At 69.1% G+C, this 26,001-nt stretch carries 20 protein-coding genes and 1 tRNA gene; 11 read left to right on the top strand and 10 right to left on the bottom strand.

Annotated elements, in window-relative coordinates:
- Positions 1-45: 45 nt before the first annotated feature.
- Positions 46-1,398, bottom strand: coding sequence for a TrpB-like pyridoxal phosphate-dependent enzyme (locus ABYX71_RS02425; RefSeq protein ID WP_372694576.1), 1,353 nt, complete (start codon positions 1,396-1,398; stop codon positions 46-48).
- Positions 1,399-1,499: 101 nt separating this feature from the next.
- Here ABYX71_RS02425 and ABYX71_RS02420 point away from each other — a divergent pair.
- The 3 genes from ABYX71_RS02420 (at position 1,500) to ABYX71_RS02410 (ending at position 4,949) form a co-directional block, all read left to right on the top strand.
- Positions 1,500-1,576 (top strand) — tRNA-Val (locus tag ABYX71_RS02420).
- 207 nt (positions 1,577-1,783) lie between these two features.
- A complete protein-coding gene (locus tag ABYX71_RS02415; RefSeq protein WP_372694574.1) occupies positions 1,784-4,189 on the top strand; it encodes a phosphoketolase in 2,406 nt (801 codons plus the stop codon).
- 28 nt (positions 4,190-4,217) lie between these two features.
- Positions 4,218-4,949 (top strand): trypsin-like peptidase domain-containing protein, encoded by a 732-nt coding sequence (locus ABYX71_RS02410; protein WP_372694572.1) that lies wholly within the window; start codon positions 4,218-4,220, stop codon positions 4,947-4,949.
- Positions 4,950-4,989: 40 nt separating this feature from the next.
- Here the strand turns inward: ABYX71_RS02410 and hcp are convergent, their stop codons facing one another.
- On the bottom strand, positions 4,990-6,651 hold the full coding sequence (gene hcp / locus ABYX71_RS02405) for a hydroxylamine reductase (protein ID WP_372694570.1): 1,662 nt from the start codon (positions 6,649-6,651) through the stop codon (positions 4,990-4,992).
- Positions 6,652-6,811: 160 nt separating this feature from the next.
- Between hcp and ABYX71_RS02400 the strand changes: the two genes are divergently transcribed.
- Entirely contained in the window at positions 6,812-7,246 is a 435-nt protein-coding gene (locus tag ABYX71_RS02400; RefSeq protein WP_372694568.1) for an Rrf2 family transcriptional regulator, read from the top strand.
- A 113-nt stretch (positions 7,247-7,359) separates the two neighbouring features.
- Positions 7,360-8,256, top strand: a complete 897-nt coding sequence (locus ABYX71_RS02395; protein ID WP_372694566.1) for an alpha/beta fold hydrolase — start codon at positions 7,360-7,362, stop codon at positions 8,254-8,256.
- Positions 8,257-8,295: 39 nt separating this feature from the next.
- Here the strand turns inward: ABYX71_RS02395 and ABYX71_RS02390 are convergent, their stop codons facing one another.
- Entirely contained in the window at positions 8,296-10,221 is a 1,926-nt protein-coding gene (locus ABYX71_RS02390) for a MacB family efflux pump subunit (protein ID WP_372694564.1), read from the bottom strand.
- The gene (locus tag ABYX71_RS02385) at positions 10,221-11,369 is read right to left on the bottom strand and encodes an efflux RND transporter periplasmic adaptor subunit (RefSeq protein WP_372694562.1); all 1,149 of its coding nucleotides are present in this window, start codon (positions 11,367-11,369) and stop codon (positions 10,221-10,223) included. The genes ABYX71_RS02390 and ABYX71_RS02385 overlap by 1 nt, the downstream gene beginning before the upstream one ends.
- A 68-nt stretch (positions 11,370-11,437) precedes the next feature.
- On the opposite strand from ABYX71_RS02385, the gene ABYX71_RS02380 reads away from it, so the two are divergent.
- A complete protein-coding gene (locus ABYX71_RS02380; protein ID WP_372694560.1) occupies positions 11,438-12,481 on the top strand; it encodes a tRNA (5-methylaminomethyl-2-thiouridylate)-methyltransferase in 1,044 nt (347 codons plus the stop codon).
- On the opposite strand, the gene ABYX71_RS02375 is transcribed toward ABYX71_RS02380, so the two are convergent.
- Positions 12,429-13,088 carry a hypothetical protein gene (locus tag ABYX71_RS02375; protein ID WP_372694558.1) on the bottom strand — a complete coding sequence of 220 codons (660 nt, stop codon included), beginning with the start codon at positions 13,086-13,088 and terminating at the stop codon, positions 12,429-12,431. The genes ABYX71_RS02380 and ABYX71_RS02375 overlap by 53 nt on opposite strands.
- 91 nt (positions 13,089-13,179) lie before the next feature.
- Here ABYX71_RS02375 and ABYX71_RS02370 point away from each other — a divergent pair, with 91 nt between their 5' ends.
- Both ABYX71_RS02370 and ABYX71_RS02365 read left to right on the top strand, forming a co-directional pair.
- Positions 13,180-14,751 carry a class I adenylate-forming enzyme family protein gene (locus ABYX71_RS02370; RefSeq protein WP_372694556.1) on the top strand — a complete coding sequence of 524 codons (1,572 nt, stop codon included), beginning with the start codon at positions 13,180-13,182 and terminating at the stop codon, positions 14,749-14,751.
- 2 nt (positions 14,752-14,753) lie between these two features.
- Complete coding sequence (locus ABYX71_RS02365; RefSeq protein ID WP_372694554.1) at positions 14,754-15,959, top strand: MFS transporter; 1,206 nt, start codon at positions 14,754-14,756, stop codon at positions 15,957-15,959.
- Here ABYX71_RS02365 and ABYX71_RS02360 read toward each other — a convergent pair.
- The 3 genes from ABYX71_RS02360 to ABYX71_RS02350 form a co-directional block, all read right to left on the bottom strand.
- The gene (locus ABYX71_RS02360) at positions 15,940-18,252 is read right to left on the bottom strand and encodes a molybdopterin-dependent oxidoreductase (protein ID WP_372694552.1); all 2,313 of its coding nucleotides are present in this window, start codon (positions 18,250-18,252) and stop codon (positions 15,940-15,942) included. The genes ABYX71_RS02365 and ABYX71_RS02360 overlap by 20 nt on opposite strands.
- Positions 18,253-18,367: 115 nt before the next feature.
- Positions 18,368-19,609: a DUF1329 domain-containing protein gene (locus tag ABYX71_RS02355; RefSeq protein WP_372694550.1), complete on the bottom strand. Its 1,242-nt coding sequence runs from the start codon at positions 19,607-19,609 to the stop codon at positions 18,368-18,370.
- A 73-nt stretch (positions 19,610-19,682) separates the two neighbouring features.
- The gene (locus ABYX71_RS02350; RefSeq protein WP_372694548.1) at positions 19,683-21,302 is read right to left on the bottom strand and encodes a DUF1302 family protein; all 1,620 of its coding nucleotides are present in this window, start codon (positions 21,300-21,302) and stop codon (positions 19,683-19,685) included.
- A gap of 261 nt (positions 21,303-21,563) precedes the next feature.
- Here ABYX71_RS02350 and ABYX71_RS02345 point away from each other — a divergent pair, with 261 nt between their 5' ends.
- On the top strand, positions 21,564-23,264 hold the full coding sequence (locus ABYX71_RS02345) for a sigma 54-interacting transcriptional regulator (RefSeq protein WP_372694546.1): 1,701 nt from the start codon (positions 21,564-21,566) through the stop codon (positions 23,262-23,264).
- Position 23,265: 1 nt separating this feature from the next.
- Here the strand turns inward: ABYX71_RS02345 and ABYX71_RS02340 are convergent, their stop codons facing one another.
- Together ABYX71_RS02340 and ABYX71_RS02335 are read right to left on the bottom strand one after the other, a co-directional pair.
- Complete coding sequence (locus ABYX71_RS02340) at positions 23,266-23,787, bottom strand: nitroreductase family protein (RefSeq protein WP_372694544.1); 522 nt, start codon at positions 23,785-23,787, stop codon at positions 23,266-23,268.
- A 31-nt stretch (positions 23,788-23,818) separates the two neighbouring features.
- Complete coding sequence (locus ABYX71_RS02335; protein ID WP_372694542.1) at positions 23,819-24,622, bottom strand: outer membrane protein assembly factor BamD; 804 nt, start codon at positions 24,620-24,622, stop codon at positions 23,819-23,821.
- A 68-nt stretch (positions 24,623-24,690) separates the two neighbouring features.
- Between ABYX71_RS02335 and rluD the strand changes: the two genes are divergently transcribed.
- A complete protein-coding gene (gene rluD / locus ABYX71_RS02330) occupies positions 24,691-25,647 on the top strand; it encodes a 23S rRNA pseudouridine(1911/1915/1917) synthase RluD (RefSeq protein WP_372694540.1) in 957 nt (318 codons plus the stop codon).
- A 28-nt stretch (positions 25,648-25,675) separates the two neighbouring features.
- Positions 25,676-26,001 (top strand): polyphenol oxidase family protein (locus tag ABYX71_RS02325; protein ID WP_372694538.1); only part of this gene is annotated, 326 nt, incomplete at its 3' end.

Raw genomic sequence — 26,001 nt, 5'->3', positions numbered from 1 at the left:
GGGCGGGCACGGCTGTGTGCCCGCCCGGCGGTGTTTTCTTGCCGGTCAGCGCACTGTCGGCAGCCGCTGCAGGGCGTCGGCGATGGCGGCTTCGGGGTAGTCGTAGTCGCGCAGCTCGCCGGCGAAGTAGCGGTCGTACGAGGCCATGTCGAAGTGGCCGTGGCCGGACAGGTTGAACAGGATCACCCGCGGCTGGCCGCTGTGCCTGGCTTCCAGGGCCTCGTCGATGGCGGCGCGGACGGCGTGGTTCGATTCCGGCGCCGGGATGATGCCCTCGCTGCGGGCAAACAGCACACCGGCCTCGAAGGTGGCCAGCTGCGGCACGGCGCGTGCCTCGACGATGCCCTCGTGCACCAGCTGCGCCACCAGCGGCGCGCTGCCGTGGTAGCGCAGGCCGCCGGCGTGGATGCCCGGCGGCACGAAGTCGTGGCCCAGGGTGTACATGCGCATGATGGGCGTCAGTCCGGCGGTGTCGCCGTAGTCGTGGGCGTAGGCGCCGCGGGTCAGCGTGGGGCAGGAGGCCGGCTCCACCGCCAGCAGGCGCACGGCGCGGCCGGCCGCCTTGTCGGCAACGAAGGGAAACGCCAGCCCGGCAAAGTTGGAGCCGCCGCCGCAGGGGGCGATGACGACGTCCGGATAGTCGCCGGCCAGGGCCATCTGTTCCCTGGCCTCCAGGCCGATCACCGTCTGGTGCAGCATGACGTGGTTCAGCACCGAGCCGAGGGCGTAGTTGGTGTCGGCGCGGGCGGCGGCTTCCTCCACCGCCTCGCTGATGGCGATGCCGAGCGCGCCCGGCGACTCCGGCTGCGATTCCAGCACCGCCCGGCCGGCGGCGGTGTGCGGGCTGGGACTGGCGATGACCTCCGCGCCCCAGGTCTGCATCATCGAGCGGCGGTGCGGCTTCTGGTCGTAGCTGACGCGCACCATGTACACGCGCACGTCGACGCCCAGCATCTGGCCCGCCATGGCCAGCGAGGAGCCCCACTGCCCGGCACCGGTTTCGGTGGTCAGGCGCCGCACGCCGGCCTGGGCGTTGTACCAGGCCTGTGGCACGGCGGTGTTGGGCTTGTGCGAGCCGGCCGGGCTGACGCCCTCGTACTTGTAGTAGAGCCGTGCCGGCGTATCCAGCGCCCGTTCCAGGCGGTGCGCGCGGTACAGCGGTGCCGGCCGCCACAGGCGGTAGATGTCGCGCACCGCGTCCGGTATCGGCACCCAGCGCTGGGTGCTCATCTCCTGCGCGATCAGCGCCGGCGGAAACAGGGCTTCGAGCGCCTGCGGCGTCAAGGCGCTGCCGTCCGGCGCGCGCGGCGGCTCGGGCGGTCGCGGCAGGTCGGCCACCACGTTGTACCAGTGGTCCGGGATGGACGATTCGGGCAGCAGGAACTGGGTGTCGGTCATGGCATCTCCCCTCGTTGGACGTGCGCACCGTACGCCGGACCGTGGCGCGGCGGACGCATTGCCGGCGTGGCCGGCGCTGTGCTATGGTTCGCGCCCTTTTTAGGCGCGTAGCTCAGTTGGTTAGAGCACCACCTTGACATGGTGGGGGTCGTTGGTTCGAGTCCAATCGCGCCTACCAGATTCAGTGTCCGCCAGGACACGACGGAACAAGGGCCTTCGGGCCCTTTTTTCGTTTCCGCCTTCCGCATTTTTGCCGACCGCTCACCCTTGCCCGGCGAGGCCGCGGCGAGTGATTTCTGTCATACGACCCGTTGCCGCCCGGCGTTATGGTGGGTGGCGGTGCACTGTCGGGTGCTCCGAGTGCAGCACAGCGGAGTGAGCGGTCATGAACGACATCACCCTGGCGGGCGCAACGCCCACCACCCTGTCCAGCCAACGCCTGGACGCGCTCGACGCCTGGTGGCGCGCCGCCAACTACCTGTCGGTGGGGCAGATCTACCTGCTCGACAACCCGCTGCTGGAGGCGCCGCTGGAGCGTGCGCACATCAAGCGGCGCCTGCTCGGCCACTGGGGCACCACACCCGGCCTGAACTTCATCTACGCCCACCTGAACCACCAGATTCAGGACAAGGACCTGCAGATGCTGTACATCACCGGGCCCGGTCACGGCGGCCCGGCGCTGGTGGCGTGCACGTGGCTGGAGGGCAGCTACAGCGAGATCTACCCGGACGTGTCGCAGGACCGCGCCGGCATGCGGCGGCTGTTCAAGCAGTTCTCGTTTCCGGGCGGCGTGCCCAGCCACTGCGCGCCGGAAACGCCCGGCTCCATCCACGAGGGCGGCGAGCTGGGCTACTCGCTGGCCCACGCGTTCGGTGCCGCCTTCGACAACCCGGAGCTGATCGTCGCCTGCGTGATCGGCGACGGCGAGGCCGAGACCGGCCCGCTGGCCGCCGCCTGGCACTCGAACAAGTTCCTGGACCCGGTCGGCGACGGCGCGGTGCTGCCCATACTGCACCTGAACGGCTACAAGATCGCCAACCCGACCGTGCTGGCGCGCATCGACACCGCCGACCTGGCGGCGCTGCTGCGCGGCTACGGTTACGAGCCGCTGTTCGTGGAAGGGCACGAGCCCGAGGCCATGCACCGGCAGATGGCGCAGACGCTGGACTACGCCATCGGACGCATCAGGGCCATCCAGCAGCGCGCCCGGGTGGACGGTGTGCGCGAGCTGCCGCGCTGGCCGGCGATCGTGCTGCGCACGCCCAAGGGCTGGACCTGCCCGGCCACCATCGACGGTCTGCGGGTGGAGGACTACTGGCGCGCCCACCAGGTGCCGTTTGCCGACTTCGATGCCCATCCCGGGCACGTGCACAGCCTGGAGGCGTGGCTGCGCAGCTACCGGCCGGAAGACCTGTTCGACGCCGACGGCCGCCCGTGCGAGGCGGTGCGCACCCTGGCGCCGGCCGGCGCGCGGCGCATGGGCATGATCCCGCAGGCCAACGGCGGCCTTCTGCTGCGCAAGCTGCGCCTGCCGGACTTTCGCGACTTCGCCGTGGCGGTGCAGCGACCGGGGGCCGACACCGGCGAGGCCACGCGGCGCATGGGCGATTACCTGCGCGAGGTGATGCGCCTGAACCTGGCGGCGCGCAATTTTCGCGTCATGGGACCGGACGAGACGCAGTCCAACCGCCTGGGCGCGCTGTTCGAGGTGACCGGCCGCGCCTGGCAGGCGCCGCGGTTCGACTACGACGATCACCTGACGCCGGACGGACGGGTGATGGAGATCCTGTCCGAGCACACCTGCCAGGGCTGGCTGGAGGGCTACCTGCTCACCGGCCGGCACGGGCTGTTTTCCTGCTACGAGGCGTTCATCCACATCGTCGATTCGATGTTCAACCAGCACGCCAAGTGGCTGAAGGTGGCCCGCCGGCTGGACTGGCGCCGGCCGATCGCCTCGCTGAACATCCTGCTCACCTCGCACGTGTGGCGGCAGGACCACAACGGGTTCTCGCACCAGGACCCGGGCTTCATCGACCATGTGGTCAACAAGAAGGCCGACATCGTGCGCGTGTACCTGCCGCCGGACGCCAACAGCCTGCTGTACGTGACCGACGCGTGCCTGCGCTCGCGCGACCGGGTGAACGTGATCGTCGCCGGCAAGCAGCCCTCGCCGCAGTGGCTGGACATGGACGCTGCCATCAAGCACTGCAGCGCCGGCATCGGCATCTGGGAGTGGGCCAGCAACGACGACGGCAGCGGTCCGGACGTGGTGCTGGCCTGTGCCGGCGACGTGCCGACCATCGAGACCCTGGCGGCGGTGGAAATCCTGCGCCGCGAGGTGCCCGAGCTGCGCGTGCGGGTGGTCAACGTGGTGGACCTGATGACGCTGCAGCCGCACGGCGAGCATCCCAGTGGCCTCAGCGACCGCGACTTCGACGGCCTGTTCACCACCGACAGGCCGGTGGTGTTCGCCTTCCACGGCTACCCGTGGCTGATCCACCGCCTGTGCTACCGGCGCACCAATCACCCGAACCTGCACGTGCGCGGCTACAAGGAGGAAGGCACCACCACCACGCCGTTCGACATGGCGGTGCTCAACGACATCGACCGCTTCCACCTGGTGATGGACGTGGTCGACCGGGTGCCGAAGCTCGGCTACCGGGCGGCGTACCTGAAGCAGGCCATGCGCGACCGGCTGATCGAGCACAAGGAGTACATCGTCGTGCACGGCGAGGACATGCCGGCGGTGCGCGACTGGCGCTGGTCGGCCCAGGCCGGCCAGGATGCCTGAGCCACCCCCCACTTCGAGGTTCCCGGGCATGATCGAGCCACTGCTGCTGACCACGGTGCAGGTGTCCACCTTCGACGGCGAGCGCTCGCTGTCCGGTGCCAGCGGGTTTTTCTTCGAGCGCGACGGGCGGGTGTTTCTGGCCACCAGCCGGCACGTGGTAATCGACGCGCCCAGCGGGCACGTGCCCAGCCACCTGCGGATCGAGTACCACAACAACCCGCAGAACCTGGCGCAGTCGACGGTGCTGTCGGTGCCGCTCTACAACGACGGCGCGCCCCTGTGGCGGCAGGGCACCGACGGCGGCGGCGAGGTGGACGTGGCGGCCATCGAACTGGACCGCCAGGCGCTCGGCGCGGACGCACCGCTGTGTGCCTTCACGCCGGATCACCTGCAGGATTCGCTGGCCGACATCGAGGTCGGTACCTCGGTGCTGGTGGTGGGCTTTCCGCTCGGTTTCCACGACACCCTGCACCACCTGCCGGTGGCGCGGCGTGCGGGCATTGCCTCGGCCTTCGGGCTGCGTTTCCAGGGGCAGGGATATTTCCTGACCGACGGCCGTACGCACCGCGGCATCAGCGGCGCGCCGGTGGTGATGCGCCGCCCGGACGACGGCAGCCCGCTGCCGTGGGCGCTGCTGGGCGTGCACTCCGCGCGCATGGACATCGGCAGCCGTGACCTGCAGCTGGACGAATCGCTCGGCCTGAACTGCGCCTGGTACGCCGACATCCTGCTCACGCTGACCGAGCCGGCCGCGCCGTAGGTGCAGCCCGGCGGCGCCGCGGCCGCCGGGCCCGTGGCGCTCAGGCGGCGCTGAGCATGGCGTCGAGGTCGGCGGTCGGCTCGCCGATGGGCGTGAGACCGAACGTGTCGACCAGCACCTGCAGCACCGGCGGCGTCAGGAACGCCGGCAGGCTCGGTCCCAGGCGGATGTTGCGCACGCCAAGGTGCAGCAGCGTCAGCAGCACGGCGACCGCCTTCTGCTCCAGCCACGACAGCACCAGCGACAGCGGCAGGTCGTTGACGCCGCAGTCGAAGGCGTCCGCCAGCGCCAGCGCGATCTGGATGGCCGAGTAGCTGTCGTTGCACTGGCCGACGTCCAGCAGCCGCGGCAGGCCGCCGATGTCGCCGAAGTCCTGGTCGTTGAAGCGGTACTTGGCGCAGCCGAGCGTCAGGATGGCGCAGTCCTGCGGTACCTGCTCGGCCAGCTCGGTGTAGTAGTTGCGGCCCGGCCTGGCGCCGTCGCAGCCGCCGATCAGGAAGAAATGCTTCAGCGCGCCGGACTGGACCGCTTCGACCACCTGCGGCGCGGCGTCGAGCACGCTGTGGCGGGCAAAGCCGACGGTGACGTGGCGCGGCTCGGCGTCGGTGGCAAAGCCCGGCGCGGCCAGCGCGGCGTCGATGACCGGCCGGTAGTCGCCGTCCCCGATGTGCGGAATGTCCGCCCAGCCGACCGGCCCGCTGGTGAAGATGCGCGCGCGGTAGGCGGGCTGCGGCTCGATCAGGCAGTTCGAGGTCATGACGATGGCGCCGGGGAAGTCGGCGAACTCGGTGTGCTGGTTCTGCCAGGCGGTGCCGTAGTTGCCGGCCAGGTGCGCGAAGCGCCTGAGGTTCGGGTAGCCGTGCGCCGGCAGCAGCTCACCGTGGGTGTAGACGTCGATGCCCAGGCCCGCGGTCTGCTCCAGGATCTGTTCCAGATGCCGCAGGTCGTGGCCGCTGACCAGGATGGCCCTGCCGGCCCGCGGGGTGGTGCGCACCACCGTCGGCTGCGGGTGGCCGTAGCGCTCGGTGGCGGCGGCATCCAGGCGCTGCATCACGCGGTAGTTGAGGGCGCCGACCTCCAGCGCGCGGCCGAGCAGGTCGTCCACGCCGGACGGGTTCCCGGCCAGGAAGTTCAGCAGCCGGTGAAACTCGGCGTAGATGGCCGGGTCGTCCTGTTCGAGCACGTGCGCGTGCTCGAAATAGGCCGCCGCGCCCTTGATGCCATACAGCACCAGCGCGCGCAGGCCCACCACGTCGGCGCCGTCACGATCGAGGCCGACCGTGATGGCGCCGTCGCCAGCCCTGGCCAGCAGCTGGTCGAGGGCGTGGCCGGGATCGCAGGCGGCCGGGCCGGACAGCGCTTGCGGCGTGCGGCCGGCGTCGGCGCAGGCGGCCTCGTAGCAGGTCCGGGCGCGGTCGCGCATCTGGGTGGCGCGGGCAATCAGCGCCTCGAAGCGGGCCGGGTCGAAGTTGACGTTGGTCAGCGTGGTGAACAGGCTCTCGATCACGAACACGTCGACGCCGCGGTCGCGCGCGCCCAGTTCCGCCGCCCGGTGCGCGTACATGGACACGCCCTTGAGCAGGTAGATCAGCAGATCCTGCAGGTCGGCGGTGACGGCATCCTTGCCGCAGGTGCCCACGGTGTGGGCGCAGCCGTCGCCACGGCGGCTGCGGGCGGTCTGTTCGCACTGGTAACAAAACATGGGGCTCTCCTGAGGGCGGGTGACGGGACGCGCGGCACGGCGCTTTTAAGTTGCATTGTGGATACATCAATAGGGCCGGCCTTGATGGGCGTCAGGAAATGCCCCCGGTGGGTCGGGCGGATCACCGGATAATGGCTGCCGCGCCGTTCGAGTCCCGCCCATGCAGCTGACACTCTTCACCGATTACTGCTTTCGCGTGCTGCTGCATCTGGCGCGCGAGCCGCAGCGGCGCGTGACCGTGGCCGAGCTGAGCGACTGGCACGGCCTATCGCGCCATCACCTGGTCAAGGTGGCGCACTGGCTCGGCCGCCACGGCTACGTGACCACCCAGCGCGGCAAGCAGGGCGGCCTGCGCCTGGCACGCGCGCCGCAGGACATCAACATCGGCCAGGTGGTGCGTGCCACCGAACCGGGCTTCGACCTGGTGGAGTGCTTCGATGCCCCGCGCAGCCGGTGCCGCCTGCAGCCGGACTGCGGCCTGGCGGGCGTGCTGGGTGACGCCACGCGGGCCTTCCTGGCGCAGCTGGACCAGCACACGCTGGCCGACCTGCTGCCATCGCCGGACGGGGCCAGGGCCATCCGCCGCACGCGCTAGCAGGCCGTTGAAAAATCCGTATCAACGGCCTGCCGGTATGGCTGGCGGCGATAATGCGCGGATACGAGAACAACCACGCCGTGTCCGCCGCACGGCTGCCTGAGGAGGTCTGCATGAACACAACTGTCCGCCCGCCGGACGCCGCCGCTGCGCCGGCCTGGGTGGCCGAGGCGCTGCGCGTGCCGGTCACCCAGGCGCAGGTCGAACGCGACGGCGCCCGCCTGAGCTACCGCAGCTGGGGCGAGCCGGGCCGGCCGGGGCTGGTGCTGATCCACGGCGCCATGGCGCACGCGAACTGGTGGGATTTCATCGCCCCGCGGCTGGCCGACCGCTACCACGTGGTGGCGCCTCACCTGTCCGGCATGGGCGACAGCGGTCACCGCGCGCGCTACTCGACGGCCCTGTTCAGCGACGACGTGATGGCCGTGATGGCGCACGCCGGCCTGGGGCCGGACACGGTGCTGGTCGGCCACAGCCTGGGCGGTTCGGTGGCGCTGACCGCCGGCCTGCGGCACGCCGGGCGTGTGCGCGGGGTGGTGATGCTGGACTCGCCGGTGTACCCGCCGGAAGAGCCGTCCCCGTTCGACCCGACCAAGGCGCCGTACCGGCCCAAGACCATCTGTCCGGATTACGAAACGGCCGTCGGGCGGTACTTCCTGCTGCCGGAGCAGCCGTGCCCGCAGCCGTTCCTGTTGCAGTACGTGGCGCATCACTCGGTGGCGCCGATGCGCGGCGGCTGGAGCTGGAAGTTCGACGACGCGCTGTTCAGGCACTTCGACGTGCACGAGTCGTGGCGGGAGCTGGAGGCGCTGCAAACGCCGCTGGCCGTCATCTACGGCGAGCGCAGCAGCGTGTTTGCGCCGCCGGTGCGCCGTTACATGCAGGCGCTGGCACAGCGGCGCGGCTGGCCGATGTTCGCCATTGCCGACGGCCACCACCACCTGCCGCTGGACTCGCCGCGGGCGCTGTGTGCGGCGCTGCAGGGCCTGCTGGCCGGCTGGCCGTCCTGAGCGCCCGAAGCGGTCACGGGCCTCCGGGGCAGGGCGCCGTCACTCCGCCGCCAGGGCGGTGACCGGGTCCAGGCGCGCCGCCTTGCGCGCCGGCAGGTAGCCGAACAGCAGGCCGGTGCCGACCGCCGACAGGAAGGCCAGCAGCGCCGGCGTGGCGGCGAAGATCACCTGCAGGCCGGCGGCGCGCAGCGCCAGGCCGGTGCCGAAGCCGAGCCCGAGCCCGATCAGTCCGCCGACCGTGCACACCACCGCGGCCTCGGTGTTGAACTGCAGCAGGATGTCGCGCATGCGCGCGCCGGTGGCCATGCGGATGCCGATTTCGCGCGTGCGCTCGGTAACGCTGACCAGCATGATGTTCATCACGCCGATGCCGCCGACCAGCAGCGAGATGGCGGCCACGGTGCCGAGCATCAGGGTCAGGGTGTCGTAGGCGGCGTCGGCGGCATCGAGGATGGAGGCCAGGTTGCGCACGCTGAAATCCTCGGTGCGGTGGCGTTCGAGCAGCAGCCGGCGGATGGCGTCCTGCGTCGTGTCCATGACCGCCAGGTCGGCCACCTTGACCGTCAGCGTGTTCAGGTACGGGCGGCCGAACAGGCGCACGAAGCCGGTGGTGATGGGCACCAGCACCACGTCGTCCTGGTCGCCGCCCCAGGTGGAGGCGCCTTTCTCGGCCAGCACGCCGATCACCTGAAACGGTACGTTGCGCACCAGGATGTACTGGCCAAGCGGATCGCCGCCGCCGGGAAACAGCGTGCGCGCCACGGTCTGTCCGAGCACCGCCACCGGCGCGTAGCTGCGCAGGTCGCGGGCGTTGAAGAAACTGCCGTGGGCCACCGGCCAGTCGCGTACCGCCGGCAGGGTGACGTCGCTGCCCTGCACGGTGGTCTGGTAGTCGACGTTGCCGGCGCGCACCGTCAGGCGGGCGCTGCGCTCGGGCAGCACGTACTCGACATTGGGCAGGCCGGCCACGGCGGCGGCGTCGTCCGGCACCAGGGTCACCACGTCGCCGCCGCCGCGGATGCCGGGCGCGCCCGGGCGCACCATGATGAGGTTGGTGCCCATGGCGGTGATCTGTCCCAGCACGCGCTGCTTGCCGCCCTCGCCGACCGCCAGCATGGCCACCACCGACGCCACGCCGATGACGATGCCGAGCAGCGTCAGCAGCGTGCGCAGGGCGTTGGCGCGCAGCGAGCGCAGCGCCATGCGCGCGGCCTCGCCCAGCTCCGGCACCACGGCGGCGCCATCGGTGTCGGCCGGTGGCAGCACGGGGGTGGGGCGGGCATCGGCCGCCGGCTGGTCGGCCACGACGCGGCCGTCGGCGATCTGCACCACGCGCTGGGCATGCGCCGCCACGGCGGCGTCGTGGGTGATCACGATGACCGTGCGCCCGGCCTGGTGCAGGCGCTCGAGCAGGGCCATCAGCTCGGCACTGCTGCGGCTGTCGAGGGCGCCGGTCGGTTCGTCGGCCAGGATCACCGGCGGGTCGTTGACCAGCGCCCGGGCCACGGCCACGCGCTGCTGCTGGCCGCCGGACAGCGCGTTCGGCCGGTGACCGGCGCGCTCGCCCAGGCCCAGTTCCTCCAGTAGCTGACGGGCCCGGGCGCTGCGCCGGGCCCGCGGCAGGCCGGCGTAGATGGCCGGCATTTCCACGTTGGCCTGGGCGCTGGCGCCCGGCAGCAGGTTGTAGCGCTGGAACACGAAGCCGAAGGTCTGCCGGCGCAGCGCCGCCAGGCCGTCGGCATCCAGGCTGGCGACGTCCCGCCCGTGCACCCGGTAGCTGCCGCCGTCGGGCCGGTCCAGGCAGCCGATGATGTGCATCAGCGTGCTCTTGCCGGAGCCGGACGGCCCCATGATGGCCACGAACTCGCCGGCCTCGATGGTCAGCGACACGCCGTCGAGCGCCACCACGCGCCCGCTGCCGGCGCCGTAGTGGCGGGCGATGTCGGTCAGTTCCAGCAGCGGCATCAGAAGAAGCTGCGTCGCGGCCGGGCCGGCGCCGCACCGGCCTGCGGCACGGCCACCTGCTCGCCCTCGGCGAGGCCGTCGCGTACCTGCGCCCACTCGCGCGACAGGAGGCCGATCTGCACCACGCGCGCGGCCAGCCGGTCGCCGTCGCGCACCTGAACCTCGTAGGCCTGGGTGCCGTCCTGGTCCTGCTGCGGCTGGCGTGCGCCGAGCGCCGCGGTAGGGATGGACAGCGCCTGGTCGGCCGCGCCGAGGATGAAGAACACCTGCGTGCTCATGCCGTTCATCAGCTGGCGGTCGCGGTTGTCGACGTCCACCAGCACGTTGTAGAGCACCACCTCGTTGATGACTTCCGGCGACGGCAGCACCTGGCGCACGGTGCCCTGCCAGCGCCGGTCGAGCGCGCCCAGGGTGGTGAACTCGGCGCCGGTGCCGACGCCGATGCGCATGACGTCGGCTTCCGCCACCTGGGCGCGCACGGTCATGGTGTCCAGGTCGGCGATCTGCACGATCACCGGCGCCAGCTGGTTGGCGTTCAGGGTCTGGCCCTCGCGCGAGGTCTGGGTGACCACGGTGCCGGTCATCGGTGCGTAGATCTTGGTGTAGCCGAGGTTGGTGCGGTCGCCCTCGAGGGTGGAGCGGGCTTCCTCGATCTGCGCCGCGATGGCGTCGACCGCCGCCTCCGCCACGCGCAGGTCGGCGTGGCTTTGCTCGAACTGTTCCTGACTCACCGCGCGCTCGGCCAGCAGCTCGCGGTTGCGCCGGTAAACCAGGCGCAGGTTGTCGCGCTGGGCCCGCTGCTGCGCCAGCTGGGCGGTCAGCGCGGCGATGCGCGCCTGGTCGCTGGCCACCCGGGCGGCGTATAGGCGCGGGTCGATTTCGGCGATCAGCTGGCCTTTCTCGACTACGTCGCCGATGGCCACGTGCAGCCGGCTGAGCTGGCCGGACACCTGGGCACCGACGTCGACGTAGGACTTCGGTTCGAGCTTGCCCTGGGCGGTGACGGTTTCGGTGAGATCGCGGCGTTGCACGGCCACCGTGCGGTAGCCGTCCGGCAGCGCCGGCGGCGGTTCGCGCTGCCACAGTAGCGCGCCGCCGACGATGGCCAGCAGCGCCGCTGCGGCCAGGGCCAGTCGGGGCTTAGTCATGGTGTTTCCGCCGGTCGCCTGCGGCGGCGTTACCATATCCGGTTCCCCCGCTGCGCTTGTTGCCTGTCATGACGTCTGCCCGCAAAGCCGTTGCCCTCATTTCCGGTGGTCTCGATTCCATGCTTGCCGCGAAGGTGATGCTCGAGCAGGGCATCCATGTCGAGGGCATCAACTTTTTCACCGGTTTCTGCGTCGAGGGGCACACGCACGCCATCCGGCGCCAGGACCGCGCCAAGCCCAAGCGCAACAACGCCCTGTGGGTGGCCGAGCAGCTGGGTATCCGCCTGCACATCGTGGATGTCATCGAGCCGTACAAGGAGGTGGTCATCAACCCCAAGCATGGCTATGGGCAGAACCTTAACCCGTGCCTGGACTGCAAGGGGTTCATGGTCGGTCAGGCGCGCACCTGGATGGAGGAGAACGGGTTCGATTTCATCATCACCGGCGAGGTCATCGGCCAGCGGCCCATGTCCCAGCGCAAGCAGACCATGCCCATCGTGGCCCGCGAATCGGGGGCCTTCGATCGCCTGCTGCGGCCGCTGTGCGCCAAGCTGTTGCCCGAGACACTGCCCGAGCGCGAGGGCTGGGTGGACCGCGAGCGGCTGTACGACTTCAACGGCCGCAGCCGCAAGCCGCAGCAGGCACTGGCGGCGCAGTTCGGTTTCAGCGACTGGGCGCAGCCGGCCGGCGGTTGCTGTTTCCTGACCGACCCCAACTACAGCCACAAGCTGGCCGACCTGTGGCAGTCGCGCGGCAGCAAGCAGTACGAGCTGGACGACATCATGCTGCTGAAGGTGGGGCGTCACCTGCGCCCGCGTCCGCACTTCAAGCTGATCGTCGCCCGCGAGGACGGCGAGAACAACTTCCTGACCGGCTACCGGCGCGAGTTCGCGCACCTGGAACCGGTCAGTCACGGCGGGCCGCTGGTGCTGGTGGACGGCACCCTGGGTGATGACGACGTCGAGCTGGCGGCGCGCATTCTGGCCCGCTACAGCCAGGGCCGCGAGGCGCCGGCCGTGACGGTGCGCTTCACGCCGCTCGGTGGCGAGGCACGGGAACTCACGGTGCCGCCGCTGCCGGTGGAGCAGCTGCCGGCGGACTGGCACCTGTAGCCGGCGCCAGGCCGGCCAGCCGGTACAGGCGGTCAACGGCCGCCTGCGCGCGTGTTGGGTCGTCCCGGCGCTGCACGGTGACGGCATATATCGAACCGCGGCTGCGCACCACCTCCAGCAGGCCGAGGTAACTCACCGCACCGGCCTTGACCTCCACTTCCAGTGCCGGCGTGCGCGGCGGCTGCACGCGGTAGCGCTGCGGCCCCTCGCGCCAGTCGTGCGGGTTGACCACCTGGTAGCCGTCGCCGGGCATCGGGAACAGGAAGCGTTGCGACAGGGTGAGGCTGCTGATCTGCCCTTCCAGCGCGCTCAGCCGGTAGCGTCCGGGCGTCAGTCCCGGAATCACCACGAAGCGCATGCACTGGTAGTCGCTGGTGTGCGTGCCAAGGCCCGTGCCGATGCCGGTCAGCGTGGCGCGGCCGTACTCGATGTCGAACTCCGCCGGTACGTAGGCGCGCAGTGCGGCGTCGACGATCACCACGCCGGTGTCCGCGGTGGGTGCCAGCGGCTGCGGCAGCCAGCGTGCGCAGCGTTGCTCGAAGGTGTCGTCCGCGGCCGCGGTGCCGCCGAGCAGCGCGGCGAGCAGCCATCCGGTCAGCCGTTTCATTGCGTTACCCTCCTCGCTTCGCCCGATCCGGCCATTGTAGACAGCCGGATGCGGGCTATCGTTCGCAAATAAACAGTAGGAGGAGACAGGCATGATCCTGCCGCGTGATCTGTTGCGCCGGGCCGGCGCCGCCCTGGCCGACCAGCCGGCCTTCATCGACGGCGGGCGCCGTCGCAGCTGGGGCGACATGGACCGCCGCGCCGACCGTCTGGCGGCGGCCCTGCAGGGGCTCGGCGTCGGCAAGGGCGAGGTGTGCGCCGTACTGGCGCACGACCGGGTGGAGGTGATCGAGCACTGGTTCGCGTGCCTGAAACTGGGTGCCCTGCGCGTGGGCATCAACTGGCGTTACGCGCCGCGCGAGATGCTGCACCTGCTGCACGACTCGTCGGCCCGGGTGTTGCTGGTGGAGGCCTCCTGCGTGCCGTTGCTGGCGGGCGAGCTGGACGCCCTGCGCCGGGCCGGGCTGATCCTGATCGGCTTCGGTGCCGGTCACGACCTGCCGCTGGATTACGAGACGCTGCTGGCCGCCGCCGATCGGCCGGCCACCCTGCCCGCGCTGGGCGAGGATGACCTGGTCGCCATCAGCTACACCACCGGTACCACCGGGCTGCCGAAGGGGGCGCTGTGGACGCAGCGCGGCGTGCGTGACGCGCTGGTGTATTCGAGCCTGATGCTGGGCCTGCGCCAGTCGGACATCTACTTCGCGCCGTTTCCGATGGCCGGTGTGCCGTTGCTGTGTGGTTCGCTGGGGCTGGTCAACGGCATGACGGTGCTGCTGCCGGACGGCGATTTCGAGGCCGCACGGGCGCTGGAGCTGCTGGCCGAGCACCGCGCCACCACCGGCATCTTCGTGCCCACCATGCTGCAGCGGGTGCTCGAGCAGCACGCCGCCGGCCACCATGACCTGTCGGCGCTGCGCATGGTCAGCTACGGCTCCTCGCCGGCCACCCCGCAGCTGATCCGCACCGCCATGAGCCAGCTCGGCTGCGAGCTGATCCAGCTGTACGGGCTCACCGAGGCCACTGCCGGCTGGCTGAGCTTTCTGCAGCACGAGGACCACCTGCGGGCACTCGACGGCCGCCCGGAGCTGCTGACCTCCTGTGGCCGTCCGGCCCTGCACGTGGACCTGTCGATCCGCAGCGAGCAGGGCGAGGCCCTCGGCCCGGACGAGGTGGGCGAGATCTGGGTGCAGGGCACGGTCAATACCCCGGGCTACCTGAACCGTCCGGACGAGAATGCCGAGCTGTTCAGCGGTGACTGGCTGCGCACGCACGATCTGGGCCGCCTGGATGCGGACGGCTACCTGTACCTCACCGACCGCAAGAAGTTCCTGATCATCACCGGCGGCTACAACGTGTATCCGGTGACGGTGGAGGCAGTGCTGGCCGAGCACCCGGCGGTGCGCGAGGTGGCGGTGGTCGGCGCGCCGCATCCGGACTGGGGCGAGGCGGTGGTGGCCATCGTCAGCCTGAAGCCCGGCCAGCACGCCAGCGCCGAGGAACTGCAGGCGTTCTGCAAGCCGCGCCTGGGCCGCTTCGAGCAGCCCAAGGCGGTGCTGTTTCTGGACGAACTGCCCAAGGGCGCCACTGGCAAGATCGCCAAGGCCAGCCTGCGTGACGGCCTGCGTGCCGATCCCGCCCGTCTGCCCTGGCCCGCCCCCTGACCGTGGCCTGGCGCAACGCCTGGACCATGCTGGCGCTGTTGATCGCCGGCCAGGTCGCCATGTCGTCCGGCGCCTATCTGTGGGGGCCGCTGGCGCCGTTCATGGTGGCGGAACTGGATGTCAGCAAGGCGCAGTTCGGTGCGGTGCAGTCGGCCTTCTACGTGGTGGGTGCGCTGATGGCGCTGCCGGCCGGCGTGCTGGCCGATCGCATCGACGGGCGCTGGCTGCTGCTGGCCTGCCTGCTGGCCATGGCGGTGCCGCTGGCGCTGCTCAGCCGCGCCGGCACGCTGGCCGCAGTGACGGTGCTGGCCGGACTGTGTGGCCTGGGCAACGGCGCCATCAACCAGGTCGGTGCGCGCGGTGTGCTGCACTGGTTCCCGCCGCGGCGGCGGGCCACCGCCATGGGCCTGCGCCAGACCGGCAACATGCTGGGTGCGGCCTTGGCCGCCGTGGCACTGCCGGGGCTGGCGCAGTGGCTTGGCTGGCGCACGGCGGTGCTGCTGGTGGCGGCCGTGGTGGCGATCGCCGCCCTGGCCAGCGGCGGGCTGTACCGGGAAGCGCCGCTCGGCGCCGATGCCGCGCCGGGCAGGGTGCGGCCGGGGCTGCGCGCCGTGGCCGGCCAGTTCCTGCGCAACCGCCCCTTCGTGCGCCTGCTGCTGCTGGCACCGTTCATCGCCTACGCGCAGATCGCCATGACCACGTTCTTCGTGCTGTTCCTGACCGAACGTCAGCAGGTGCCGGCGGCGCTGGCCGGCAGCCTGCTCGGTGGCGTCCTGCTGGCCGCGGCGGTGGGCCGAGTCGCCTGGGGCGTGATCGCCGACCGTTTCTTCGCCCGCAGCCGTGGCCGCTGTCTGGCGCTGGTGATGGCGCTGACGGCGCTGGCGGCCGCCGCGCTGGCGCTGCTGCCGGCCGCCGCCGGGCCGTGGTGGGTGGGGATGATCGGGCTGCTCTACGGCTTTTGCGCCATGGGCTGGCAGGGCCTGTTGATGGTGGTGATTGCCGAGTCGGTCGGCATCGCCCTGGCCGGCACCGCGGTCGGGTTGCTGATCAACGTCGCCTGGGTTGGCTTCGTGCTGGGGCCGGTGGCGTTCGGTGCGCTGGCCGACGGCCTCGGCTATGTGAGCGCCTGGGCCTCGGTGGCGACCGTGGCGGCGCTGTGCGCGCTGGTGCTGTGGCGGCCGGTGCCGGTCAGTCCGCCGGTGGCCTGATCGGCGGCAGCTCAAACGCGGTCACCGGCGGCGGGTCGTCGCAGCGCGTCACCTCGACCAGCGTGGTCTGCGAGCTGGGCGCCTGCGCCAACTCGGAGCTGCCGATGTCGAGCGTCAGCACGTTCGGGTTGCCGTGCTTGCACAGGCTGTCGGGCGCGCCCGGCTCGGCCGGGTCGTACCAGGCCCCTGTGGCCAGTTGCACCACGCCTGGTCGTACCAGGTCGGTGATGTGCAGGCCGGCGAGGCAGCTGCCGCGCGGGCTTTGTACGCGGACCACATCGCCTTCGGCCAGGTGGCGTGCGGCCGCGTCTGTGGGGTGCATCCACACCGGTTCGCGGTTGGCGATCTTGCTCGCCCGGCTCACGCGGCCCATGTCGAGCTGGCTGTGAAGGCGCGTGCGCGGCTGGTTGGTGACCAGGTGCAGCGGATACTGCGCCGAGAGCGGGCTGCCGAGCCACTCGGCCGGTTCGAGCCAGGCGGGATGCGGCGGACAGTCGGCGTAGCCGAAGCCGGCGATGGTTTCCGAGTAGATCTCGATGCGTCCCGACGGCGTGCGCAGGCGGTGGGTATCCGGGTCGTTTCGAAAGCCCGCCAGCATCACATGGGGCTCGGGTTTGGCCGGCACTTCCACATAGCCGGTTTCCCAGAAGCTGTCGAAATCGGGTAACTCGACCTGCATGCGCGCGGCGCCGGTGCGGGCCTCTTCGTACACGCGGCGCAGCCAGCCAGGGGCATCCAGACCTTCGGTGAACGCTTCGCCGATACCACTTCGCTCGGCGAGCGCGGCGAAGATGTCGAATTCCGCCCGCGCCTCGCCGACCGGCGCGATGGCCGCGCGGTTGGCGACGATGTATCGGTCGCTCATCAGCAGCGCGCTGGACAGATCATCGCGCTCGAGCGTCGTGGCGCACGGCAGCACGATATTCGCGTGGCGTGCGACGGGCGTCCACCAGGCGTCGTGGACGACCACGGTATCGACCCGTTGCCAGCCGCGCAGCAGCTTGCCCAGGTCCTGGTGGTGATGGAACGGATTGCCGCCTGCCCAGTAGATGAGCCGTACATCCGGGTAGGGAATGTCCTGGCCGTTGAACTGGCAGCTGCCGCCCGGGTTCAGCAACATGTCCGAGACACGCGCGACCGGGATGAAGGCGCCGGTCGGGTTGCGCCCGGCCGGCAGCCGCGGCACCGGGAAATGCCGTCTTGGCGCGCCGGTGCCGCCGGTGCCGTAGCCGCAGCCGAAGCCGCCGCCGGGCAAGCCGATCTGTCCCACCATGGCCGCCAGCGTGACCAGCGCCCAGTAGGCGAGTTCGCCATGGTGCTGGCGCTGCACGGACAGGGAGCAGTTGATCAACGTGCGTCGCGTCACCATGCGCCGCGCCAGCGTGCGAAGGGCGTCCGCGGGAATGCCGCTGATGGCCGCTGCCCAGTCGGCGTCCTTCGGCTGACCGTCGGCGCGCCCCGTGAGGTAGGGTTCGAAGCGTTCAAAGCCGACGCAGTAGCGCTGCACGAAATCGCGGTCCCAGAGCTCTTCCGCGTACAGCGTATGGGCCAGGGCCAGCATGATCGCGGTATCGGTGTTCGGCCGCGCGGGCAGCCACTGCGCCTGGAACGCGTCGCCGAGGTCGTCACGCAGCGGGCTGACCAGCACGCACTCGACACCGCGACGGGCGAGCTGTGACAGATACGAGGGGGTTTCATGCACCGCCGCGCCGCCCAGGTCCGCCTGCGCGTTCTTGAGTGGCAGCCCGCCGAAGGTCACCAGCAGTTCGGTGTGCCCGACCAGCGCGCGCCAGTCGGTCGGCATCACGATGGCCTCCAGGCCACCGACCACGTGCGGCAGGATGTAGAACGCGGCGCCGGCGCTGTAGTTGCCGACGCTGTCCGTGTAGCCGCCGAGGAGGTTCAAGTAGCGGTGGAGCAGCTGTGCCGGGTGGTTGACGGTGCTCGCGCTGCCCCAGCCGTATGACCCGGCATAGATGCTGGTGTTGCCATGCGCGTTGCGGACCCGTTCCACCTCGCGGGCCACCAGGTCGAGGGCACGATCCCAGGTCACCGGCACGAACGCCTCGCCGCCGCGCCGTCCGGGGCCCGGCCCATGCGCGAGCCAGCCTTCGCGCACCATCGGCTGGGTGATGCGCAGCGGGCTGTGCACGGCGTCGATGAGTGATTGCCCGAACTCGACCGGGTGCGGGTCGGCGGCAAACGGTCGCAGGCCGACGACCCGGCCGGTGTCCACCTGCGGATGGAAAAGGCCCCAGTGGGTGAACGCGAGGGGGGCGGTCGGCTGATTCATGCGCGCGTCCTGCCACGTGTGTCCTGTGGATGGCCCGCGGGTCGGGCCGCATAGACGGCTGACCACGGTGCGTCGGTTGGCGCCGGGTGCCGGCGGCGTAGGGTGGGCGTGGTGCTCAACGTGCCGCTCTTGTCAGTGCCTCGACCGTAACGTCGTCCGGATCGATGTCTGCAGGCGTGACGTCCCAGCCTATCGCAACGGTCGCGTGCTCGCGCTGCACATCGATCATGTGTACGGCGTAGCGGGTTATCCAGCTGCGTCCCTGGGCGTCCCGGGCCGCGCCGGGGGCCAGCATGTCCACCTTCCACAGCTTGTTGCTCTTGTCGTAAGCCTCCATGTAGCGGCCAAAGCCTGGGTAGTCGACTGACAGGTAGTACATCTTCTTGCTGTAGGGGTGGTGGTCGGGCGGAATCGCTTCCACCATGTCGACCGGCACCGGGCCCCACTCTTGAATCGGATTCCAGTGCGGCCAGTTATTCAGGTCGACGTAGGGAAACTCGCCGGCCTTGTCGTCGGCGTCGCGTATGGCCTGTGGCACTTCAAGTTGCATTCCCAGAACGTACTTGCGACCCAGGTACTTGAAGTCCTTGTACCAGGCTGGGTTGGCATTGAATGCGTTGATGTCGTCGTAGAGCAGATCGCTTCCCCCTACCGGGTCCATCCAGGTGCCAGAGGAAAAGCGCCGGACCCGGCGGATTGTCTTGATATATCCCCAGGTATCGTCAAGGCGCCCGTCCGTGTAGCGGTGTGTCAGCAGGGCAAACCCCTTGGCGTCGTAGGGTGCCTTTACGTAAACCATTTCCTTTTTCGCGATCTTGCCATCGCCGATCACATGGGGCTCCAGCGTTCGCCCGACCATCGGCAGGTTGGTGAAGTGCCAGGTCTGGTGTTGGTCCAGCCCCTTCTTCCCGTCAATCAGCAATTGATCGTAGTCACCGTCCAGCGACGGGCCTGACACGGCGTAGTAGTAGAAGCTGTTCCACATGGCCATGTAGCCGGCCAGTGGGTCGTCGGGGTCGATGGTTGGAAAGGGTGTGCCAGCCACGTAATTGCTGAGCAACTTGGTGTCAGGGTCGATCCTGACCTGCCCGGAGTACTTTGCCGTTGCCTCGTAATAGCTGGGGTCTATCTCTTGCTTTTGAATTTTCTTTAATTTGATCTGAAGGGCATAGTTGCGCACCAGGAACTGCATGGACAGGGGCATTACGTCACCGATGACGTGCCCGTCGAAGGATTGCGGCAACATGTCGTCGATGTTGCTGGCGTTGATGACGGTCCCGGCGGGCAGGTCGGCCGCCACGGATGTTCCCAGCCCCAGGCCGATGGCAAGAAAGAGTGTCGTGAACGTGCGAGTCATGTGTCGTTTCTCCTTGACAGGGCGGTCCGTCTTGGTTTTTTTGGTGTCGGTGCCCACGCGCTAGGTGGCTGTGTCAGAACTGATAGGTGGCGCGCAGCAGCAGTTGGCTGTTGTTGCCGCCCAGGCCCAGCAGGTGTGTGTCGTTTTCCACTTCCGACTGTCGCTTCTTTACCCCGTGGGCGGGTAGGTTGAGGGTTGCTTCGGCATAAAAGCGCCAGTGATCACCAAACTTTATGTCGATGGCGGGGATCAGAATGGCGTCGCCGAAATTCATGTCGTAAAGAATGGCAATGCTGGGGTTGATGTGGTCGTGGTCGTAATTCAGTGTCAGGGTGGACGTGAAGATTGGCTGGTGTTCGCGTGCCGCCGCGCCGTATCCGAATACTTCGACAATGTCGTCGTCCCGGTCATAGTCGAGTATCCACTGGTCGAATACCTCGACTGTCCATAGGCTTGGTCGCTGGGTTTTCAGGAGGTTCTGTGTCCACCGAACCGTTTTGTCGAACCCGATCATCGGCCGCAGCGTGGGTTTCTCGATGATTCCCCCCAATCCCGGGACAGTGCCGAGTGGAACGGCCGAACCCGGTGGTCCGCCAAAGAAGACGCCTGGCAATGCCAGGTTGAAGTCCGTGCCGACGTTGTACGGTTGGTTGGGGACGTAGGCGATCTCGCCGCGGAGCACCAACGACTGGCTGGAAATGTCCGATGTAAACGTCAAGCCGAAGATATCTATCTTGGGATAGATGATTTCGGATATGCCATTCGCCGGCATGCCGCCGACGGGGGTGACCGCGGTGCCCAGCGGGTTGGCGACGCTGATCGTGGATGCCTCGATTCCGGCGGAGTTGACGATCGCCTCGCGGTTGAGTCCGCGGTAGTACAGCAGGGAGTAATCCAGTGCATGGTCGAACAGGCTGTGCGTCCAGCGAACACCGTAGTTCGCGTCGTCCGTGTCACCGGCCGGGTTGTCGAAGTTGTTGGGCGCACTCCCGAGGCTGTTGACGCCCCTGTAGCCGGCGCCGGCATCGCGGCCGCCGAACAGGTCGCGTTGCGTGATCACGTCGCGGGCGCGATCCCAGCCGGGCCGGAAGATCAGTTGCAGCTGTCCTTCGGTATAGGGCACGGACAGCATCAGGTTGGCCATCCAGAGCGGACTGCGGGTTTCCTCGTTTTCGCGCTCGATGGCGCGCCACCGCAGGTCGTAGCCGTTGATCACGTCGGTGGCGCGAAAAAAATCCGATTCGCCCCAGACGACCTGCTGTTTGCCCAGGACCAGGTGGGCAGACGGGCCGATGTCGAACCCGACATAGAGTTCGCGCAGCGTCTCCTCGTTATATTGGTCTTTCACTATCGAGCCGCCGGGAAAGGCGCCGGATTGCGCGGCTTTTTCAAGCTCTTCGAGGTACGGGGTGCGGTTTTCCCGGCTGAAGCGACCGACGGCCTTCACGTAGAAGGAATCGAACCGGGCGTCCGCGTCGAGCTTGAGGACGGTTCGTGCCATGGACAGTTGTCCGGCGCCACCGATGGAGTCGCCGTGAGCGTTGGGCTCCGGCTTGTCTTCCAGGTTGAGTGACAGATATTCGCGAACGTAGCCGTGCAGGGCGTACTCGGCTGCCGTCGCGGTGTGTCCGGTGCCCAGCACCAGCACACAGGCCCAACCCATGCCAAAGGCCCGCTTGTGGGTGATCGCCATCGCTCCCCTCCGTTGCTGATGACTCGGTGTTTGCGCACTCTTGTGTTGGCCGTGCGCTGACGGTTGTCACGCGCCGGTCGTTTTTCTGGAGTAATTGCAGGGCGTGTGCCAGTCCGGGATGGTTTCACAAGCCACTGTTATATAAAAAGAAAATATTATTTCGTTCGGTGGCTTGGGTCTCGGGGTCGGAAAATTCCGAGATTCTTTACTGCGCCGTGCGGAAATTACAGACATTCGCCCACGCGGTGGAGGAGGGGAACGATGACGAAGGTGTCCGCTGGCGAGCGACCGCATCCAGCGCGGTCGGATGGGGGTGACGTCGCTCGGGGTTTGTGCGACATCCACGACATGCTGTGGCTTCCCGACGGGGGCGGCGGCGCGTGGTTGGGGGACCAGCGGGTGCTGCTGTTCTACCCGTCGAGTTATCAGGTGCTGGCGCGCGCGCTGCTGGAAGATGCGGGGCCGGAGGCGGCGCGCCGCGCGTTCATGCGCATGGGCTATACGGCGGGCACCAATTCAGCCGCGCTGCTGCTCAGCCGTGGCACGGAGCAGGTCGGCGCCGACAGCTTCTCCAAGGCACTGTCGATGTTGAGCATCGTCGGCGTGGCACAGGCGGGCGATGTTGATGTGGACATCGACGCCGCACGTGGCCGGTTTCGCGCCAGTATCAGCTGGACGCAGTCGTTGGACGCCGATTTCTATCTGTCCAATCTGGGCCTGTCCGCGGCGCCGGTCTGCCACAGCCTGGTCGGTTACATGAATGCCTATGCTTCCGCGCTGGTGGGCGTGCCGGTTGCGTTCCGGGAGGTCGAGTGCCAGGCCTGTGGTCACGCGGTGTGTCGGGTGGTTGGCCGCACGGTGGCGGATTGGGGGGACGAGGCGTCGGAACTCGACTATTCGCGGCCGCATCAACTCATCAACCGATTCGCGGCCGGTGGCGAGACGGCCACCGCCAGCGATGATCCGGATCTGGTGGGTGCGTCGCCGGGGTTCACGGTTGCCTTCCAGTTGGTCGAGCGGGTGGCCCCCACCCGTGTCGACGTCCTGTTCCTGGGAGAGACCGGCGTAGGCAAGGAGCTGTTCGCCCGCGCCCTGCACCGCATCAGCACCCGTTGCGATGGCCCCTTCGTGGCGGTCAACTGCGCCGCGCTTCCGGACAGCCTGGTCGAGGCGGAGCTGTTCGGCGTCGAGCGGGGTGCCTATACCGGTGCGACGCGGTCGCGTGCCGGCCGGTTTGAGCGGGCTGATGGCGGGACGCTTTTCCTGGACGAAATCGGGACGCTTCCGTATGCGTCCCAAAGCAAACTGCTGCGGGTACTGCAGACGCGCGAGATCGAACGTGTGGGCGGGGAGCACCTGAAGCGCGTCGATGTCCGCGTAATTGCGGCAACCAACGAGGAGCTGGAAGCCGCGGTGCGTGATGGGCGCTTCAGGGAGGACCTGTACTTCCGGTTGTCCACGTTCCCGGTGCGCATTCCCCCGCTGCGGGAACGGCGCGACGACATTCCGCTGTTGATCGGCCACTTTCTGAATCGCTACAAGCACGTGCATGGGCGCAGCGTGTCCGGATTCACCACCGCGGCGCTGCAGGCGCTCATGCGCCATTCGTATCCCGGCAACGTACGCGAACTGGAGCAGCTGATCGAGCGCGCGGTCATTCTGACGCCCGATCAGCAGCCTATCGATGTGGCGCAGCTGTTCTTCAGGCCGCTGGCGGGGCTGCGGCACGGCGCGGGGGCGGGCGACATGGCCGCGCACGCCGATGGCGCGACCGGCGCGGCTGCGCAGGTGTTGAGCACGCTCTTGGACGAGAGCTGGTCGCTGTCGGATCTTGGCGAGGCCTTCGTCGACCTTGCCCTCGAGCGCGCCTCGGGAAACGTGGCGCAGGCGGCACGCCTCCTGGGCGTCAGTCGGGCTCAGATCGATTACCGACTGCGACGGCGCCGAGGGGCGCCTCGCTGAACTACAGCCGCGTGACGATCTCGTCCAGGCGCCGGCGTGGCGTGGGCGCAGGCAGCTCGGCCGGGTAGCCGACGCTGATGATGGCCACCGGGTCCAGGTGGGCAGGCAGTTCGAGTTGCGCGCAGACCCGGTCCCGGTCGAAGCGGCCGACCCAGGCCGAGGCGAGGCCGGCGGCCACCACGGCCAGTTGGGCGAAGGCGGCGGCGATGGTGGCGTCCTGCGTGGCGAACAGCGCGCTGCCGCGCTCGCCGAAGCGCTCGCGCGGGCGTTCGCGGTCGGCGCAGAACACCATTGCGAGCGGTGCCTCGCCAATGAACGTCTGGTCCGGCGCGGCTTCCTGCAGGCGTGCGCGGGCATCGGGCGCCGTCAGCACGAACACGTGGTAGGACTGCAGGTCGCCGGCCGATGGCGCAGTGGACACGGCCTCCAGGATGGCGTGCAGTTTTTCCGGCTCAACCGGCATGTCCGGCTGGTAGCGGCGCACCGAGTGACGGTGGCGCACGGTCTGGAAGAAGTCCCACATGGCGGCTTGCTCCTCGCCGCGTCGGGCGGCGTTACTGTGCGCTGGCCAATTTGCCGGCGCGTTCGGTGGCTGGGTGGTCCGGGTAGTTCAGGTTCAGCACGCGCAGCGCATCGGATGCCTGCGCGTCCAGCTCGAGGATACGGTACGCCGTGACCAGCAACTCCAGCGCTTCGGGGATGAACTGGCTGCGCGGATAGGCTTCGATCACGTGCCGGGCCCGGCTGGCGACCGCCACGTAGGCACCGCGTTCAAGGTAGTAGCGTGCCACCAGAATGTCGTGCTCGGCCAGCTGGTTGCGCAGGTAGACCATGCGCTGGCGGGCATCGGCTGCGTAGCGGCTGTCGGGAAAGCTGCGCAGCAGCTGACCGAACTCGTCGAAGGCCTGACGGGCGCTGCTCATGTCGCGGGCAGCCAGGTTCTGCGGCAGCCACTTTTCGAGGATCGACACGTCGCGCCGGAAATGCACGAGGCCTTTCAGGTAATAGGCGTACTCGACATTGGGGTGGAGCGGATACAGGCGCGCGAAGCGGTCGGCCGCTTCGATGGCCAGTTCTGCGTCACCGTTCTTGTGGTAGGCGTAGGCCACGTCGATCAGCGCCTGTTGCGAATAGACGCCATACGGGTAGCGGGCCTCGAGCTTCTGGTAGAGGTCGATGGCCTCCATGAAGCCGCCCTCAAGCATTGCCTTGCGCGCTTCCGAATAGAGTTTTTCGACCGACCAGCCCTCGGTGCGGTCCTCGCTGCGTTTGGTGGCGGGATCACCACCACAGGCGGCCAGCAGGACCGCAAGCGCAAGGCAACACAGACGCAGGCCGACACGAGATGATGGCAGCACGGACTCTTCTCGACAGGATGCCGGACGGCGCACCGTAGAATGGTGGCCGGTACGGCAGGACGCGGCAAATGAAAGCGTGCGAACTATATCAAATACCCCCTGAACTGGCGGGCCGGCGTCTGGACCAGGTGTTGGTGCGGTTGCTGCCGGACTACTCGCGCAGCCGTCTTCAGGAGTGGGTGCGCGCCGGTCGGGTGACGGTGGACGGGGCGCCCGCGACGCCAAGCGCGCGGCTGCGCGGCGGCGAACAGGTGCGGGTGAGCCCGGCCGAAGAACCGGCCGAGGGCGGCCCGGTCGCCGAGGCGATCGCGCTCGACATCGTTCACGAGGACGCCGACCTGCTGGTGGTGAGCAAGCCGGCCGGACTGGTGGTGCATCCGGGGGCCGGCAATCCGGCCGGCACGCTGATGAACGCGCTGCTGCATCACGACCCGGCGCTGGCACAGGTGCCGCGGGCCGGCATCGTGCACCGGCTGGACAAGGACACGACCGGGTTGCTGCTGGTGGCGCGCACGCTGCCGGCCCACAAGCACCTCGTGGAACAGCTGGCCGAGCGTGCCATCCATCGCGAGTACCTGGCGTTGGTGCAGGGGCCGTTGATTTCCGGCGGTACGGTGGATGACCCGATCGGCCGTCATCGGACGGACCGCACGCGGATGGCGGTCGCCGCCGGCGGGCGCGAGGCGGTGACGCATTACCGCATCGCGCAACGCTTTGCCCGGCATACGCTGTTGCGTGTCTTGCTGGAGACCGGCCGCACGCACCAGATTCGCGTGCACCTGGCGAGCATCGGCCATGCGGTGGTCGGTGATCCCACCTATGGGCGTCTTCGCCTGCCGCAGGGGGCGAGCCCGCAGCTGGTCGCGGCACTGACTGGCTTTCGGCGTCAGGCGCTGCATGCGGGGCGGCTGGAGTTGAGCCATCCGCGGGATGGTCGATTGCTGGAGCTGGAAGCGCCGTTGCCGGCGGATTTTGCCGCCCTGCTGGCGGCGCTCGAGCACGACGCGCAGGCGGTCGATGCCTGAGCCGGGGGTGTTCGCTCCGGATTGGCCCTTGCCGCCGAATGTGCGGGCCGCCAGCACCACGCGGGCGGGTGGCTGCAGCCGGGCACCGTACGGCAGTTTCAACCTGGGCAACCATGTCGGCGACCGGCCGCAGGCGGTGGCGCGCAACCGGGATTTGTTGTGTGAGGCGCTGGCACTGGCGCGAGCGCCGGCCTGGCTGTCGCAGGTGCATGGCACCGAGGTGGCCGGTCCGTTGGCGCCGCCTGGCGTGGTGGCCGATGCCCGCTATGCGGACTGTCCCGACGTGGTGTGTGCGGTGCTGACCGCCGATTGCCTGCCGCTGCTGCTGTGCAGCGACGACGGGCGCGAGGTGGC

The sequence above is a fragment of the Immundisolibacter sp. genome, from assembly GCF_041625615.1.
In the GTDB taxonomy this organism is placed as follows: Bacteria; Pseudomonadota; Gammaproteobacteria; order Immundisolibacterales; family Immundisolibacteraceae; genus Immundisolibacter.
This window is presented reverse-complemented; position numbering and strand designations above follow the sequence as displayed.